Here is a 17,033-nt window from a genome sequence, read left to right on the forward strand (position 1 = left end):
CCGGGCTTTTTTTACTGCGCAACCTGCCGCAACGGGGGCAGTTCAAGACTACTGCGAAAATCCGAGCCCTGATAATCCGTGTCCAGCAGTTGTCTTCGACGCAGTTCCGGCAACAGGCCGTTTAGTAACAAATCCTGCTGATCTGGTTGCCCCAGCCCGTGCAATGAAATCACATCCAGCACCCCGGCCTGGTAACGTTGTTCAATCGCATCCGCCAGCGCTGACGGCGTCCCGGCCACAAACCAGTGCCCGGTCTCCTCCGCTTTGATAATCAGCTCGCGTAGCGTCAATCCTTCCAGCGCATACTGGCGGAAAATAGCGGCGCGCCCCTGACGGCGTTGCACCTGCGCCACATGCGGGATCAGCGCGGCGGGCAGGGGTTGATCCAGCGGATGTTCGCGCAAATCCAGCTCGCCGCCCAGCATATCGGCCACGCGCAACCTACCCTGCTCATAGTTGATGCGTTCATGTTTTTCACGCAGACGACGCGCCACATCCGCCTCACTCTCACCAATAATCGCATGGAATGAGTTCATGATCAGCGGGAGATTATGCTGCCGTCCAAAACGCTGCGCCCGCTGGTGTACATCCGCCACAAATGCCTGTGCCGCCACTAAGGTGGGCTGCGACGTGTAAATCACCTCAGCATAACGCGCGCCCAGTGTCACGCCGGCGTCCGATTGCCCGGCCTGGAACTGTACCGGACGACGCTGCGGTGAAGGCGGCACATTCAGCGGGCCCGCCACCTGAAAATAGTCGCCCCGGTAGTTGATCGGATGCAGCCTGGCGGGATCGATGCGTATCCCGCCGCTGGCGGTACGCTGTGCCGCTTCGCGTTCATTCGCGTCATAAAGCGCATTAATGACCTCGATAAATTCCGTGGCACGCGCATAGCGCTCTTGGGGCGCGGGCAGCGGGCTTTCACCAAAATTCTCCTCACCGACAGAGGAGGTCACGGCATTCCAGCCGGCACGCCCGCCACTAAGATGGTCGAGTGTACCCACCTGGCGCGCCAGATGATATGGATGCAGCCAACTGGTGCTGACGGTGGCGATTAAACCAATGTGTAACGTGGCCTGACTCAACGCCGCCAGCGCAATTAGCGGATCCTGGCTGCCGGTGGTTCCTGACAGTCCGGCAGGATCGGCCTGCAATAAATCTGCGGTAAATAACCCGGTGATTTTCTCGCGCTCCGCAATTTTCGCCAGTGCGATAGCGCGTGCGATGCCCAGCCCTGGCTGGCTGTCATTGCCTGCCGAGATGACGCTACTGGCACCCACCAGCGTCTTCAGTTTTCTGCGATAGGGTTGTGACACGGTATTCTCCTTAAGGCCGCGAAAAATCAGCTTTGATTTTTTGTAAGGCGTCAGCATCGGTCAGTAGACGCAGGCCGGTCCGGGCCAGCACCCGCGCGCCAATCAGCAATGCCTGATACCCCCGTTCCGAGTTGGCCGCCTCACGAAATGGCACGGTATGGAAAATAAGATCGTCAGGGCCGATTTTCAGCCAGGGATGTGCGGTCGGCACCGCGTGGCTGATATCCCCCGCATCCGTGGAGACTTTGTTCCTTTGTGGCGACAGATCAACCTGTTCCCCGACCGCCGTCAGTTCTTCCAACAGCACGGCATCCAGTGCCGGATTCAGGCGAAAATCGCGCGGGCCAACCTGATGATCGATCTCCACGCGAGTGCCGGTAGCCAGCGCAACGCCTTCAGCAATCGCCCGCAGGCGCGGTTCCAGCGACTCCACCTGTTCACGGCTGTCGGCACGGATGTAGTAATGCGCCGAGGCATATTCCGGGATCACATTCGGCGCCTGCCCACCGTTGGTAATAATGCCGTGCACGCGCACGCCATCCGGCAATTGCTGGCGCAGTACGCTGATGCCGTTGTACAGCAGCACCAGCGCATCGAGTGCGTTAATCCCTTCATGTGGCGCGCTGGCCGCGTGCGATGGCTTTCCATAGAAATGAAAATAGAGATGATTATTCGCCAGGGTATGCTCGGTCAGGCGGGTTATTCCGGCAGGATGCACCATCAGCGCGGCATCAATGCCCTCCAGTAATCCAGCCTCGACAAACCGTTTTTTCACATTGCCTTTTGGGCCACCGGGTCCCGCCAGACCACCCTCTTCCGCCGGTGTGCCCAGCACCACCACACGCCCGCCCGTTTCCGCCAGCAGCTGTGATAGCGTGATGGCGGCTGCCACGCTGGTGGTGCCAATTAAATTGTGGCCGCAGGCATGACCGATGCCGGACAGCGCATCATACTCTGCCAAAAACGCGACCGTTGGTCCCGGTTTGTCGCCACGCTTTTCGGCATAGAAGGCGGTTTCGTGACCCGCAACATTGCGCGTCACCTGAAATCCCTGCGCCTGCAGCAACCCGGTCAGTTGTTCGCTGGCGAAGTATTCATTGTTGCCGGTTTCCGGACGCTCAAAAATCGCTTGCGCGGTTGCCACATAGGTTGCGGCGTGGTGTTCAAGGCTGCTTGCCAGTACCTGCTGCCAGGCGGTGATCTTTGTCATATCAGGCCACCTGCTGACGACGTTGTTGCGCAAATTGGTTCTCCGGCGTGGTAAGCCCGAGGTTTTCGCGCAACGTCGCACCGGCATATTCGCTGCGATAAATTCCGCGCTGTTGCAGCAGCGGGATGACCTGTTCGACGAAATCATCAAAGGCGGTTGGCGTACCCCCACGGACGATAAATCCATCGGCCGCTCCGGCGAGGAACCACTGCGCTAACCCATCGGCTACCTGCTGTGCGGTGCCAAGGAAACTGGGGCGCGGCGTGGCTTCTTCCAGGGCTGCCTGACGAAGCGTCAGGCCACGGGCGCGCGCATTGCGTTTGATGGTGTCGGTGGTGCTGCGGAAGCTGTTCTCGCCGAGGTCGCCGATCTCCGGGAACGGCTCATCCAGCGGGTACTGGCTGAAGTCGTGATGCTCAAAGTAGCGCCCAAGATATTCCAGCGCTTTTTCGATGGTCACCAGTTCGGCGGTCTGCTGGTAACGACGCTCGGCATCCTCTGCGGTTGCGCCGATGATGACGCTTATCCCCTGGAAGACGCGAATATCATCGGCATCACGCCCTTGTGCCACCAAGCGACGGCGCACGTCTTCACGAAAGTCACGGGCCTGTTCCAGCGTCTCGTGGCGTGTATAGATGGCATCCGCCGCTTCAGCGGCAAAGGCTTTACCGGCTTCAGAGGCACCGGCCTGGAACACAATCGGCCTGCCCTGTGGTGAACGCCCGACATTGAGCGGACCCTGTACGGAGAAATAGGTGCCCTGGTGGTTAAGGGTATGCAGTTTGTCAGGATCGAAAAACTGACCGGTGGTTTTATCCCTGACAAAGGCATCCTCTTCCCACGAATCCCACAGACCTTTGACCACCTGTAAATACTCGCTGGCGACGCGATAACGTTCGTCATGTTCGGGATGACTGGCGCGCGAGAAGTTCCTGGCTGAGCCTTCCAGCGGCGAGGTCACCACATTCCAGCCCACACGCCCACCGCTCAGGTGGTCAAGGCTGGCAAACTGGCGCGCCACGGTAAACGGTTCGCTGTAGGAGGTGGAAAGCGTCGCTACCAGGCCGATTTTCTTCGTCACAAGCGACAGCGCTGACAACAGGGTAATGGGTTCAAACCGATTGAGAAAATGTGGGATCGACTGGGGCGTGATATATAAACCATCGGCGACAAACAGAAAGTCAATTTTTGCCTGTTCCGCTTTGCGCGCCAGATCCAGCACATACTCGACATTAATGCTGGCATCCGCCACCGCATCCGGGTGACGCCACGCCGACATGTTGCCGGACGCACCCTGAATAATGGCTCCCAGCCGCAGCTGGCGTTGTGTCTGACTCATTCCATGCTCCTCAATAGGCGATTTCGGGTTGCCAGTCCGGCAGGACCGGCAACGCCTGTAACAGTTTTTGCGTCCAGGGATGTTGCGGCGCGGAAAAGACCTCGCCGATCGCGCCACTTTCCACCACCGCCCCCTGCTGCATCACCAGCACGCGGTCAGCGAGGTGTTGGATGACCCCCAGATCATGAGAAATAAATAGCAGCGCGGTGCCGTGTTCGGCCTGCATATCCGCCAGCAGATCCAGCACCTGCGCCTGTACCGACACATCGAGCGCACTGACCGGTTCATCCGCCACCAGCAATGCCGGGTTAGGCGCAAACGCGCGGGCAATTGCCACCCGCTGCCGCTGACCACCGGATAACTGCTGTGGATAACGTTGCAGGAAACGATCACCAAGCTGTACTTCGTCCAGTAACTGGCGCACTCGCTGACGACGGGCATCACCGAAAATACCCACACTGTCGAGGCTTTCCCCGATGATTCTTTCCACCGTGTAACGCGGGTCGAACGAGCTGAAAGCATCCTGAGAAATCAGTTGCAGGCGGGCACGGCGGGCACGGCGCGCTGATTCGCTGATGCCATGCCAGCGGCTGCCTTCCAGCAGCAGCGTGCCGCTGTCTGGCTCGGTCAGCCCCATGACGACTTTCACCAGCGAGGTTTTGCCGGATCCGGACTCGCCCACCACTCCAAGTGTTTCCCCGGCGTGCAGACTAAAGTTGATATCTCTTAAAACCTGACGGTCGCCATAGCTTTTATTCAGGCCGCGAGCCTCCAGCAGCGGCCTGGCGCCCGTCTGGGTTCGCGCGGGTAACGGTGTCGGCTCGGCAGCGCTGAGGCGTAAGCCACGCGTGGCTGGCGTGGGCACAGCGCGCAGCAAGCGCTGCGTCCACGCATGACGTGGACGATGCAGCAGCAGGGCGCTGGCGCCCTGTTCAACAACTTCACCATCACGCATCACCAGCACTCTGTCCGCCAGCTCGGCGACCACCGCCAGATCGTGACTGATCAGCAGCAGGCCATATCCTTCCCGTCGCCGCTGAGCAAGCAACTGGAGAATCTGACGTTGTACCGTCATATCCAGCGCCGTCGTCGGCTCATCCGCGATTAATAACGCCGGATTACCCGCTAGTGCACTGGCAATCAGCGCACGTTGACGCTGACCTCCTGAAAGCTGATGCGGATAGCGCCTGAGACGGCTTTCCGCATCCGCGATCCCTGCCGCACGCAGCAGTTCAATGCTTTTCTCCTGAAGCGTGGCGCTACCACGATACCCGGCGGCGGTCAGGGCATCGGCTAATTGCTGGCCAATGTGGCGCAGCGGATCAAGAGAGACCAACGCATCCTGCAACACGTAACCAATACGGCGGCCACGCAGGGCACGCCAGTCACTGCGGCTGGCGTTACGCATGTCACGTCCGTCGATCACAAAACGGTCTGCGTTGAGCTGCGCCTCTTCAGGTAACAATCCGAGCAGACTGCGTGCCGTGAGGGTTTTGCCTGAACCAGACTCCCCTACCAGCGCCACGGACTCGCCCGGCCACACCTGCAAACTCAGGTTTTTCACCACCTGATGATGGCCAAAGCGAATGGACAGGTTCTGGATATCAATCACCGGCTGGCTCATGAAGCTCTCCCTTCAAAACGCGCCTGCCAGTAGCGGCCCAGCGTATTCACGGCAATCACCGTCAGCGTAATAAATACCCCCGGCCAGACGGCAATCCACCAGGCGTTACGCAGATAGTTGCGCCCCTCCGCCAGCATCAGGCCCCATTCCGCCGTCGGCGGTTGTGGACCCATACCGAGGAAGCTGAGACCTGCGGTGCCAATAATCGCGGTGCCCAGCCCCAGCGTCGCCAGCGCAGGCACCTGCGCGATGGCATGCGGGAGGATATGACGAACGATCAGGGTAAAGCGCGACAACCCAAAGGTCCGCGCCTGCTCCACATAGCCGGAAGTCATCACGCTGTAGGTCTGCGCGCGTACCACGCGCGCAAAGCGCGGCACCGACGCCACGCCGAGCGCAATGATCAGGTTGTTGGTGCCGGGGCCGGTAAACGCAATCAGCATCAGCGCCAGCAGCAGGTCGGGAAAAGCTGAAATAACGTCAACCGCCCGACTCAGCAATTCGTCCAAAACGCCACGTGCCAGCGCGGCAGTGAGGCCCAGCAGCGTGCCGAAGAACACCGCCAGCACCATCGCCGCTACGCTGATAAGCAACGAATAGCGGCTGCCATAAATTACACGCGTCAGCAGATCGCGCCCCAGTTGGTCGGTGCCGAGCCAGTGCTGCGCCGACGGCGCTAGCTGCGCATTAACCGGATCGGCCAGGAGCGGATCGCTGTGCGTCAGCCAGTACGGTGCCACCACTGCCAGAGCCACCAACAGCAGAAACAGAATGGCGATCCAGACGGATGCCGGTAGCGCAACAGAAAAACGTTGCAGGATGGCTTGCATTATTTGCTCTCCCCACGTAAACGCGGATCAATCCACAGCGCCAGAATGTCCACCAGCGTACTCATCACCACGTAAATCAGAGCCGAGAGAATGGCCACCGCCAGCACGACCGGCAGATCCTTCGCCAGCACCGCATCCACCGTCAGTTTGCCGAGACCGGGACGGCCAAACACCTGTTCAGTGATCACCGCCCCGCTCAGCAACCCGCCGACCAGCCAGCCGGTTAATGTCACCGCTGGCAGTGCGGCATGGCGCAATGCATGACGCAGGCGAATGGTGGTTTCACCCACACCCCAGGCGCGTAGCGTCAGGGTAAATGGCGATTCCAGCGCGCGTTCGAGTTCATGGCGCAGCACCTGTGCGATGACCGCACCTTGGGCAAGACCGAGAGACAGCGCCGGCAGCACCAGCGAAGAGAGATGACGATCGCCCGCCACCGGGAACCAGCGCAGCGTAAAGCTGAAGATAAACAGCAGCATGATGCCCATCCAGAACGAGGGAGTGGAGGCCAGCAACAGCTCCAGCCCATTGGCGATCCGGCGGCCCCAGCGACGATGCGCAGTGGCTACGGCGATTGTCACGGCAAATACCGCACTGACCAGCAGTGCAGCGAGGGTAAGTTTCAGAGTCGGCCCCAACTGTGTGGCAAGCAGTTGACTCACTTCGGTGTTGAGGACGTAAGAGCGTCCGAAATCACCGTGTAACACCCGCCACAGATAGTGAAGATACTGCCACCACAGCGGTTCATTCAGCCCCCACTCAGCCCGGATCGCTGCCTCAATCGCCGGTGTGCGTATCTGCTCGCCAATCAGCAGGCTGACAATGTCACCCGGCGCCAGATGCACTCCAAGAAACGCCAGGGTCACAGCCGCCCACAACACCAGCACACCGCCGATCAGACGCCCAACAATGGCGCGCACCAGTTCACTGCGCCACAGGGATGGCCGCGGTGTTCTGGGGTTACGGGTCATGATGCTCTCCAGACTCATCCACGCCTCCGCGTTTCAATGTTCGCTCAACCAGACGTCATAGACGTTTTCCGGCATCTGTTTAAAACTGCGGAACCCGACACCGTGCACATAACTGGCCGCCGCAATCTGATCTTCCGGCTCATACAACGGCACCGCCAACGCCTGCTGCGGCAGGGCATATTGCTGGAGCTGGCTGTAGAATTTACGGCGCTGACCGATATCAAGTGTGGCGGCGGCCTGGTCGAGCCAGCCATTAATTTCCGGGCTGTTAACGCGGCTGTAGTTAATCGGTCCACCGGCTTTCACCGGGCGGTAGTGGTTTTCAATATCGATGCCGTCGGTTTCCGTATTGGAGTTGGCGATCGAACCGAATTTGCCGGTATTCCGCACCTCAACGTAGGTGCCGGAGTCGACATAACGCAGTTTCAGCTCCACGCCAAGCCGTTGACGCGCCTGAGCCTGAATCGCCTGCAACAGCACATCGCGCTGGTCACGCACTGTTGCCTGGGCCTGGATCACCTCGATAGTCAGACGTTGACCGTCTTTTGTCCGAAAGCCGTCTGCATCACGTGTTTTCCAGCCCGCCTCATCAAGCAAGGCATTGGCCGCTGTCGGGTTGTTACCGTATTTACCTTCCAGATCATTGTTGTAGAGCGGATCGATCGGTGAGGTAATTCCCCAGGCACGGGTACGCTCGCCGCGATACACCGATTTAAGGATGGGATCGATGTCCAGCCCCTGAAGTAATGCCTGACGCACCTTCACATCCTGCGTCGGGCCATATTCAACGTTAAGGAATAATGAATAAGGTGTGCCAGTATTCAGGGCGTGCTGGTAGGTGAAATCGCGATTGTCCTTAAACTCCCCGGCATCGTTACCAGATATCCCCTCAATCACATCCACCTGGCCGGACAGCAGTGCGCCGGTGCGTACTGACGATTCCGGCAGGAAACGGTAAGTGACACGGTCCAGCCAGGCCGGCCCCTGATGATGCGCGGTGGCAGGCGCCCAGTTGTAGTGAGGGTTTCTGACGAAGGTAACCTGCTGGCCCTTCTCGTAGCTTTCGAGGATAAACGGCCCCGTTCCGGCAATCTCTTTGCCACCCGCTTTGAGCTGCGACGATTGCCAACTGGCCGGTGCGAGGATCTGTAATTTGGCCGCAAAGGCGAGGAACGGTGAATACCCCTGCTTCAGGGTGATGGCGACGGTATGGTCGTCCGGCGTGCTGATGGTCTCGATACGTGAGCCGACCGCGCACAAGCTACTGCCTGCACAATACGCGGCGTCCTGCAAATGCCGGAAGTTTTCTGCCACCGCGTTAGCATCCAGTTTTTCTCCGTTGGAGAAGGTCACATCATGACGCAGGTTGAAACGGTAGCTTTTACCATCTGGGCTGGCTTCATAACTTTCAGCCAGCCAGGGAACAAAACTGCCATCATTACGCCGCGCCAGCAGAGATTCCCAGACGTTACGCAGCACCACCTCGGCTTTTGACTGGCCATTGAGCTGGGGGTTAAAGGGTACGGGTTCCGTTTCTACACCGTAAGTCAGGCTCCCGCCGCTACGTGGCTGTTTAGCAGCAAAAGTGTAAGATGCGCTTCCCAGCAGGCAGGTGAGACTCAGCGCGAGAGTCAATGCATTCGCTTTCATATTTTCCTTGGTCGTTGCAGTTTTTTTAATGTGAGGTGAGTAAATTGGCATTAAATTCCTTTTTCATAAAAACCAATGCTTCACCTAATGGATTGGTGCGATGATAAAAAGGTTGATAGCCGCGACGCTGATAGAGTTCACTCAGCCAGGGATGTTTAATCGCCGTAGCCAAATAAACACCAGGGGCTTTTAACGTTTCTTTGAGCAAAATTTCTTCGGCCCAGTTAATTATTTCCCGACCATAGCCCTGGCCTTTAAAATCCGGGTCGACAGCAAACCAGTGAATAAAGGGCAGTGATGAAGGTGCATTGTCATCCTGCTGCCACGGGAAACGTACGGTTAGCGTAGCCACGGCGCGTTTCCACTTGCGCAGCACCAGCACCGTTTCCTGCTCAATGGTGCGGCGCACCTGATCGACGTTGCCTCGGGAAATCGTGAAATGCACATCCAGTGACACCAGAGAAGCATAGGCACGCTGTAATAAAGCAAAAATTTCTTCCGCATCGTCAGGTGTTGCTACTAGGATGGACTGACTCATTATTTGTATTTCCACGTAAAGTTATTGAGAAATTATCAAAACCCGCCACCACAAAGTAAAATGAAAATAATGAGAATCGTTTTGTTAAATGCAGGAATTAATCAGAAAGGCGCATTATAAAAAGAAAACATAAGATAATGATAAAGATGAATATCAGTTTGTTAGGGATAAGAGTGAAAACAATTGCATGGGGTTAATGAAATTTCACTCTTTTATTCGAAATCACTGCCGCTTTTGCCTGACTGCTCAAAGGTGACGATGTGATTAGAGCGACTCACCGGACAGCGCAAATAAGTGACACTGCGGTTCGCTTAGCCTCAAGATAACTCGCTCTGCGGCTTTTATCTGGCTGTCACCGGGCAGACGTTGCGTCAGCGGTTCATCAACGTCGGGGATCTGATGATGCATCAGCGTTTCGTGCCAAAGGTTTTCCACCAGTACCATCTCTGCCATGAAGTGCGTCGCAGCGGCGCCAGTGAGATGCATGTGCTCCAGGCCCCCCGAGCTGGAGCGGTTCCCCCAACGATACCGCCCGCCCGGCATGTTCCAGAGATCACGCCCGCATCCGACATTTAAACCGTCACCTGCGTGGCAGAGGCTGCTCTCCTGGCAGGAATCACATACATGCGGGGCGAACCGATAAACGGTGCCACTTCAAGGGTGGCAGGGTGGTGATACAACGCAAGTGGAGTCGTCCCATTTTTGCTCTCATACTCAGAACAATCGTTGCAGGTCGATACAGTCGGTGTTCAGTTCAGGCGCACGCCCACTTGCCAGCCGGGCAATCATTTCACCTATTGCCGGTGCGTGCTTAAACGCATGACCACTGTCACCTCCCGCTACCAGCCCCCATCCCTCATAACATCTGAAGAAAAATTGCGCGTCTGGTGTGCGGGTAATCATGCAGGGATCGATGCGCACCGGCCGAAGGGCAATCCTCCCTAACCTGGACTGGACCGTCTGGCTGACTTCGCTACTTTCTGACAGCGTGACACCGCTATCGGGTTATCAGGATTGAGCGTCTGCCACACCACACCGATATCCCCTAGCTCCAGCTTGACCTCTCCGCCTGGCAGATGGCCGTGGCCCCACGGTTCAATTGCGTATCGATTTCCCGCACGAAGACCGGAAAATCGCTCAGCAGCGAATCAGGCGCAGCACCAGACCAGATCATTAACGTGCGTATCGGGTCGAGCGGCAGACGTACGCGAAGCGCTGCAACCATGTTTCTTCCGCAATCACAACCTGCTCAACGATAAATGTGCTGGTTGCCGTTACGATATGCACCTAGCCTGTACCTTGCTGAACCTCCTGCACGCGTGTCCCACTCGCAATATGCGCGCCCAACCGGATAGCCCGCTGTAACGCGGCATCGACAAAGGCTTCCGGTCGGGCAACACCGGTGTAGGGGTCAATCACCGCAACCTAATCGTGCCTCAGGTGCCGGTGCAGTGGCTGGTGTCGCATCAGTTCAGCCGCGGCGATCACCTCCAGTGCCACCGCAGCCCGCTGTGCCGCCTGTAGCGTGCCGGCAACAGCCTGCGACTCAGGGCGGCCGATTATTAACCCACCGCAGAGTTGTAACAGAGCAGGATTGCGCGCAGCAAATAACTGCCAGGATAAAACGGCGTAATCCATCAGGGCCGGATGTTCAGTACAGAAAGTACTAAACAGGCGGGTTTTGCCGTTTGTTGCGCCAAGCGCATGTGGTGGCACAAATTGGTCGATGCCCTCCTCGTTACCCCTACTCCGGCAGCCCCCACAGCGACGCCGCCCCCAGAACACCTTGACCGATCACCGCAACAACATATTGTCACTTATGATTAATGCTCTAGAGAGAGTTACCTCGGATTTACGGCAGGGTCTGTATGTCATGAGTGGCCATATGTGAACCCTTACTCCTTATAGTTTATATAAGCTATAAGGAGTAAGGGTTCAGGATTGAGAATAAGCTATAGTGAGTAGATATAAGCTATAGGGAGTGCTGTGTGTTCTGCTAATTTATGGCCTTGAAGCCGACATGATATATAATCCATTTAAAATCATCAGGATAAAATCAAGTAAGAAAGACTCTTACTTGTCAGCCATAAGCTGTAGTGAGTAATCAGCTGCTCACCATCACTGTATAAACTGTAGTAAGTGCAAAAAGCGATTATTTGAGTTTTTTATAAACTGTAGTGAGTAAGAACATCAAGAGGGAAGAGTTATATAAACTATAGTGAGTAACCCCTACTGCTCAGCTCATAGATATAAGCTATAAGGAGTAAAACGTGCCCTTGAGCCGCAAACCTAAGCTGTAATGAGTTGTTTTTTATTCTAAAACCAATAAAAATCAATCACTTATCAGAATAGTATGCTTATAACTTCAATAATTTTTGCTCTCCTGAGAAGAGAGTACTCATCACAGCTTATGTGCTACTGAGACTTAAAAATCTTCTCCAGATCCTGAAGAGAAATACCGAGTTTATCCAGAAGTTCAATCTTTTCCTGCAGTTGCGGATCGAGCGGCTCTTTTATTTTCGTTGTAGCCTTCGGTGCTTCCAGCTGCTCCGTCTTAGGCGCTCTGAGCTTTGGATAGCGATTATGGACTTGGAAGTAAACGCTGCGTCCCTTTTGAACTTCGCTATAGTCCAGATAACCAATCTCTTTAAGCTGCTCCATTGCACGGCGCACTGTCTGGTTCTGCGAAAACACAGGAGAGCGCAGATTCAGCCTTTCGCGTAGGCGCGCCAGAGAGATAGGGGCCGGGTTCTTGGGCAGGCTTTCAATGTAGGTATAGAGCGCCTGAGCGGACTCTCGGCGTTTGAGCGCGTTGATCGCCTTGAGCTGCAGTAAAACCTTGTGATCAAACTCGTAGAGCTCAAAAAGCTTCGGGTCAGCCTGCAGGATAACAATGTCTTTTTTGGTATCGTAAAAAGCTGACTGGACCAGGTGCGTGATATATTCTTTTGCGTCGTCGCCGCTTTTTGAAGAGAAAGAGATGGTGGTACTGGCAATACGCTTCAGAGACGGGCTGATACGCTCTCTGAGCTGCTTTGAGGAGCGACTTGAGGGAATGCCGCAGAGCTTGGCAAACTCTACAAATGAGAGCTGTACCTTGTCGCCAATGACCTTGTCTTTGTGCTTTGCAAAGGAATGGATGATCCCGACCCAGGTCTTGAAATCGTTATCCATATCCAAGCGCGGGCCGACTATCTCAACCTTTTCATAGCCTTCCGCTTTTGCGAGTGATAGACGCGTCAATTCCTCGGTCGCATCAGTTGTTGAAGAGGTGTTTTTCTTGCTGTTTTTTAACGACTTAAGCGTAGGGACAAATACGCCTAGCCGCATCAGTGCTACCGGCTGCACCGTATTATTGGCATTCGGCGTTAGGGTAACGATTTCCCCGGATTTCGTGTCTTTTTCTTCAAAAAGCTTTGTTAAGTCAAGATTGTCGCTGGCCACAAGCGTTCCTGCACACGTTTCAGAGGATCGTTGAGCATGATCAACCGATCCGGATTGTGAATTGTAAGATAACAACTCGCCAATGATCGAAGTAACCCTCTGACAGGGAATCAGAATAGTTATCCACAATCAAAACGGGAAAATGAGCAATAAACTCACTATAGCTTATGTGTTTTCCTAATTACAGCTTATATTTTACTGTCTATAGTTTATTGTGATCTCTGTATAGCTTATGTTTTACTTGCTATAGCTTATGTAAACCCCTCTTCAGGCCAGAGCTGGTGCGGGCTCCAGCGATCGGGGATCTCTTTGGGATCTATAAAGGATCTCATTAGGATCAATTTATTGGGATCTATCGCGTGGATAAGTGGATAACTATCAGCCCTCCATGCTTAACAGATATACCCGCGCCATCATCAACGGGTCATTTACAGCCGATCTCTGCTGCAGATAAACCGTCGCTGTATACTGCTCTTAACCAGCCTGCATTTATGTACCGATGAAAACTTTGAGGTGATATGGGGACCGTCACTCTATGAGAAGAAAAGTTATGAGACCTCTCTGAAATCGTCTGAAAGGTGTTTCGTGCTCACTACCAGTTGGTCAGACATTCCCTCTTAGGCGATTACTCAGCAGTAATGTCATTGAAAGAAGAGCCAAAATTATGCTCGGATATAAAAATCCTAGTCGTTAGGGACTGCTAAATGGTATGTCAAAATGCTCTTAATTATCTTTTAAATATCTGTTATTAAATAATTTTTTATTTCAATAGGCTTTTTTGTATGCTTTTTGTACAGGCCAATAAGATATAGAAAGCAACGTTATCAGAACGGCCACCACAACCATCGGAGAAGATTTTTCCATCAAATTGTACGCTGAGACGCTACAAATATGCCTTCTCCTATTGGTCAAGCGGCGAACAAACAACAACGGTTCCAGCTAACAGACCATATGGCATCTTGATTGGTGTGACGCCATCAAAGTGGTTATTGTGAGTCTACTTATCACTTCTGCATGTTTGATCGATGATTCTCTATAAGCTTAACATTGAGGATTCAGGGGCCAAACCGATTGAGGTAGTTAACTCAGCTGCTAACGCCAGACCGTGCAGAAACATAATATTCAGCGATGGGAATTTCAGGTTGAAATTTTCCCATATTGGTCTGTTATAACAGCATGTTAGAGAGGTTTTTTAATGGGGAATTTAATATAAAAAGAGGGGGATACTCATTGGAGTTACTCCCCTTCTCTTCACGCTGGATTGAAAATTATTTTGCGAGCATCTTTTCAATAACGGCTTTCACAGCATCATCCAGCTCAGCCTGCCAGGCCGCAGGAAGACGCGAAAACTCATAAGTCACAAGGCGCCTCTCGGCATCCGTTTTTTTTCGCGCAAACTGCTTTTTATCACTGAATTCCGCTATTTTTTCGGTCAGCACTTTTTTTGCATCACGTGCGGACTTAGGTTCGGCACTGGCTGCGCGAAAGTAACCAATAATCTTTGCCTTAACAGCCGGATCATCGTTTTCATTGAGCGCTTCTTGCGCGATACGTTCGCGAACGCCCTCTGCCAGTTCCTGGACACTGATTTGCCTGCTCGCCGCCTTCTCAGCAATATCGAGTAAGGTTTTATAGTCGTTAATAGAAAGCTCGTCGACGGAGGGAAAGACCGCAATCATTTCATCTGGTACCGACGCCGCCTGAAAAGCACGTGTGACTTTTGCTGGAGACAACCCTTCCGCTACAGCAATATCAGACTGATTCATATGCTCCGGATACATCATCTTCAGGCGATTACCCAGTTCACGCAATGTGTGCTCTTTTGCCGTCTGAATGTCGATGGCCAGCTGGCGGGCGTCTGAAAGTGAAAGCTCGTCTTTCGTCACTAACACTTCAAATGGCATACCGGTGTAAAGACATGCGGCCCTGCGGCGTGAACCGTCAAGGACTTCAATACGCCCGTCTACCTCACGGCCAATAGCAGGAAAGAATTGCTGCAGTTTAATGGTGCGTGAAATGTCGCTGACGGATTCTTCAGTTAAAAAGGCCTGATCGCGGCCGTTAATCGCGGCATCCACGTAAGTCTGCGTCTCGATTTCATCATGCAGAATCTTCGTTAGCATAAACCGCGCGGTGGCACCGGATTTAAGAGTAAAAGTGCGGGCACTTTCCGTTTCGCTCAGCATTTTGCTGAAGCTGGAGTTACCCAGGGTACGTCCCATTTTCTTCAGTTCTTTCATTATTGCATCCCTCTAACAAACTCAATCCGTTTAAATACGGCCTGAGTAAAGCGTTCGGCTTCACGTTTGGCATTTTTGAGCGCTTCTGAACTGCCCGGATAAGACTGTGGATCGGCACTGACAATAGTGTCGAACGTTTCTCCGCACCGCTCAAACCCATCCAGTCGGGGAAGCGTGGCGTCCAATATGTAAGACGTAAACACGTCTCGGGCGAGACCATGCGTCATCTCATGATCGCGTTTCGACGTCATCTTAGACATGAAGCCGATATTTCCTTTTATACGCGGTGTAATCCCCTCCTCTTCCAGCTGTTCCAGCATATCGGGTAAGCGGGTGAGATATTTCAGGGTTGAGTGGAAATCCACTTGCGCGGGCGGCGTTGGCGTGAGAAGCAGATCGCTTGCAGCAATGGCATTAAGCATGAATGCGTCAAGGTGAGGACCGGTGTCGACAAAGATGAAATCATAGTCGCTTCCCACCCTGTCGATAATGTTTCGGCGCAGGACTTCAGAAGGCAACACGCCGGGCAGATGTTCCTGAACCAGGCGATCCCACTGGCTGGCCACAAATCCATCATCAATGGAAGCCGGGATAATATCCACACCTGGAATGATGGTTGGCTTGATAATTTGTTCTCTGAGCTGTTGCGCATCAAGATCATTCAGCATGGCCTGAGCGGCGGTTTCGACAATCGACCCGATGCTGTTAGCCTGGTTCAGGAACATGGTGCTGGATGCCTGAGGATCCAGATCGATAACCAGATTGCGCAAATCATACTGCAATAAGTCAGGGTGAACGCGTAATCCATGAGCAAGCGTCACCGTACTAACCGTTTTGGACACCCCACCCTTGAGGTTCACGACGAAAATCACAAACGGGCCTTCGCCCTTATGGATGTCACGGTATTTAGGCACTTTCCGGTGAGCGTAGATATCAACAACGTCCTGAACAGTCAGCGCGTAATGTTTCGCATTGCCGGCATCCTTTTTGCCAAATACATGCCCTTTGGATTCCATTTCTTCAATGGCCTGCTCAACAGCGCGGCGGCTGAGCTTAGGCAGGTTGGCCACGGCATTACGCGTGAACGTCTGATAGAACTGATCGAGACCGAATTCCTGCCGCTTATCGATAATGTCATCACTCATGCTGCGCAACATAGCATTCGCTCTGCGCGCAGTTTCATCTACTCCACCGTAATTACTTTTCATCATCCGCTCCGCTGACAATTATTTTTGCTAGTGTACATTTATGAATGCTTTGTGCAACATTTTTCTGTTTTTATTAAAAAGTTGTACTGGCGGGTTGCGTGGATTTATTGTCTATTATTCTGCTTTTACAGGGGCTGAGGTACATGCAGCGGGTGGAATAACGCAAGCGCCCTGCCCTTTGCCTCCCTTAAATCGGACGTAAATGAATCTGAAATAGTAATGAAATTCCCATGCGGATTAAAGTTATAAGTTGTTGATTTAAAGTTATTTTATTTATTTATTTCAATGTGAAATTCCCGTCAGATTTACTGCCTACTCACGGTTGAATCAGGATTTTAAAGCGATTGTCAGGTTCGTAGACACTCGCGGTTATAAGGCCACTATGGGCGCATTATGGGCAGTGAAAAGTAGCTTGGCGCTGATTCGCAGCCAACAGGCTACTGATTCATGCATTCAGCCCCGAGCTTGTAGAATTCGTAAAAGAAGTGGAATGCTGTTCAGATCTTGGCCCATCACACTGGCCTGATAAATCGCAGCGAAGATAACCTGCAAGTGTCCGATTCATTAACGTATCTATAGACACAGACTATACACGGGGTCTCGCTGAGGCGACTCCCCCGCCACTGTTGCCGCTGACTGCACAGCAGGGTCTGTAATCGTATT

The 17,033-nt window shown here is 53.8% G+C and carries 13 protein-coding genes; all 13 read right to left on the reverse strand.

Going from position 1 to position 17,033, the window contains the following annotated elements:
- Positions 1-11: 11 nt before the first annotated feature.
- Positions 12-1,316 (reverse strand): NtaA/DmoA family FMN-dependent monooxygenase, encoded by a 1,305-nt coding sequence (locus KOL70_RS22700; protein WP_215481658.1) that lies wholly within the window; start codon positions 1,314-1,316, stop codon positions 12-14.
- 10 nt (positions 1,317-1,326) lie between these two features.
- On the reverse strand, positions 1,327-2,526 hold the full coding sequence (locus KOL70_RS22705; protein ID WP_215481659.1) for a M20 family metallopeptidase: 1,200 nt from the start codon (positions 2,524-2,526) through the stop codon (positions 1,327-1,329).
- A gap of 1 nt (position 2,527) precedes the next feature.
- Entirely contained in the window at positions 2,528-3,865 is a 1,338-nt protein-coding gene (locus KOL70_RS22710) for an LLM class flavin-dependent oxidoreductase (protein ID WP_215481660.1), read from the reverse strand.
- 10 nt (positions 3,866-3,875) lie between these two features.
- Positions 3,876-5,489, reverse strand: a complete 1,614-nt coding sequence (locus tag KOL70_RS22715) for an ABC transporter ATP-binding protein (protein WP_215481661.1) — start codon at positions 5,487-5,489, stop codon at positions 3,876-3,878.
- Positions 5,486-6,319, reverse strand: a complete 834-nt coding sequence (locus KOL70_RS22720) for an ABC transporter permease (RefSeq protein WP_215481662.1) — start codon at positions 6,317-6,319, stop codon at positions 5,486-5,488. Before KOL70_RS22720 ends, KOL70_RS22715 begins: the two co-directional genes overlap by 4 nt.
- Entirely contained in the window at positions 6,319-7,308 is a 990-nt protein-coding gene (locus tag KOL70_RS22725; protein WP_215481663.1) for an ABC transporter permease, read from the reverse strand. The genes KOL70_RS22720 and KOL70_RS22725 overlap by 1 nt, the downstream gene beginning before the upstream one ends.
- A gap of 15 nt (positions 7,309-7,323) precedes the next feature.
- On the reverse strand, positions 7,324-8,940 hold the full coding sequence (locus KOL70_RS22730; RefSeq protein ID WP_215481664.1) for an ABC transporter substrate-binding protein: 1,617 nt from the start codon (positions 8,938-8,940) through the stop codon (positions 7,324-7,326).
- Between the two features lie 25 nt (positions 8,941-8,965).
- Entirely contained in the window at positions 8,966-9,478 is a 513-nt protein-coding gene (locus tag KOL70_RS22735; RefSeq protein ID WP_215481665.1) for a GNAT family N-acetyltransferase, read from the reverse strand.
- A gap of 264 nt (positions 9,479-9,742) precedes the next feature.
- On the reverse strand, positions 9,743-9,964 hold the full coding sequence (locus KOL70_RS22740) for a hypothetical protein (RefSeq protein WP_215481666.1): 222 nt from the start codon (positions 9,962-9,964) through the stop codon (positions 9,743-9,745).
- 559 nt (positions 9,965-10,523) lie between these two features.
- Positions 10,524-10,703 (reverse strand): hypothetical protein, encoded by a 180-nt coding sequence (locus tag KOL70_RS22745; RefSeq protein ID WP_215481667.1) that lies wholly within the window; start codon positions 10,701-10,703, stop codon positions 10,524-10,526.
- 1,190 nt (positions 10,704-11,893) lie between these two features.
- Entirely contained in the window at positions 11,894-12,922 is a 1,029-nt protein-coding gene (locus tag KOL70_RS22750) for a RepB family plasmid replication initiator protein (RefSeq protein ID WP_215481668.1), read from the reverse strand.
- A gap of 1,268 nt (positions 12,923-14,190) precedes the next feature.
- Positions 14,191-15,165: a ParB/RepB/Spo0J family partition protein gene (locus KOL70_RS22755; protein WP_215481714.1), complete on the reverse strand. Its 975-nt coding sequence runs from the start codon at positions 15,163-15,165 to the stop codon at positions 14,191-14,193.
- A complete protein-coding gene (locus KOL70_RS22760) occupies positions 15,162-16,370 on the reverse strand; it encodes an AAA family ATPase (protein ID WP_065647942.1) in 1,209 nt (402 codons plus the stop codon). Before KOL70_RS22760 ends, KOL70_RS22755 begins: the two co-directional genes overlap by 4 nt.
- Positions 16,371-17,033: the final 663 nt, after the last annotated feature.

This window comes from Pantoea sp. B270 (assembly GCF_018726825.1).
GTDB classification, from domain to species: domain Bacteria; phylum Pseudomonadota; class Gammaproteobacteria; order Enterobacterales; family Enterobacteriaceae; genus Pantoea; species Pantoea dispersa.

Bases quoted from the DNA above. Each gene is read 5' to 3' on its own strand.
- KOL70_RS22705 (WP_215481659.1), bottom strand. From the start codon at position 2,526: ATGACAAAGATCACCGCCTGGCAGCAGGTACTGGCAAGCAGCCTTGAA.
- KOL70_RS22710 (WP_215481660.1), bottom strand. From the start codon at position 3,865: ATGAGTCAGACACAACGCCAGCTGCGGCTGGGAGCCATTATTCAGGGT.
- KOL70_RS22715 (WP_215481661.1), bottom strand. From the start codon at position 5,489: ATGAGCCAGCCGGTGATTGATATCCAGAACCTGTCCATTCGCTTTGGC.
- KOL70_RS22720 (WP_215481662.1), bottom strand. From the start codon at position 6,319: ATGCAAGCCATCCTGCAACGTTTTTCTGTTGCGCTACCGGCATCCGTC.
- KOL70_RS22725 (WP_215481663.1), bottom strand. From the start codon at position 7,308: ATGAGTCTGGAGAGCATCATGACCCGTAACCCCAGAACACCGCGGCCA.
- KOL70_RS22730 (WP_215481664.1), bottom strand. From the start codon at position 8,940: ATGAAAGCGAATGCATTGACTCTCGCGCTGAGTCTCACCTGCCTGCTG.
- KOL70_RS22735 (WP_215481665.1), bottom strand. From the start codon at position 9,478: ATGAGTCAGTCCATCCTAGTAGCAACACCTGACGATGCGGAAGAAATT.
- KOL70_RS22740 (WP_215481666.1), bottom strand. From the start codon at position 9,964: ATGCATCTCACTGGCGCCGCTGCGACGCACTTCATGGCAGAGATGGTA.
- KOL70_RS22745 (WP_215481667.1), bottom strand. From the start codon at position 10,703: ATGGTTGCAGCGCTTCGCGTACGTCTGCCGCTCGACCCGATACGCACG.
- KOL70_RS22760 (WP_065647942.1), bottom strand. From the start codon at position 16,370: ATGAAAAGTAATTACGGTGGAGTAGATGAAACTGCGCGCAGAGCGAAT.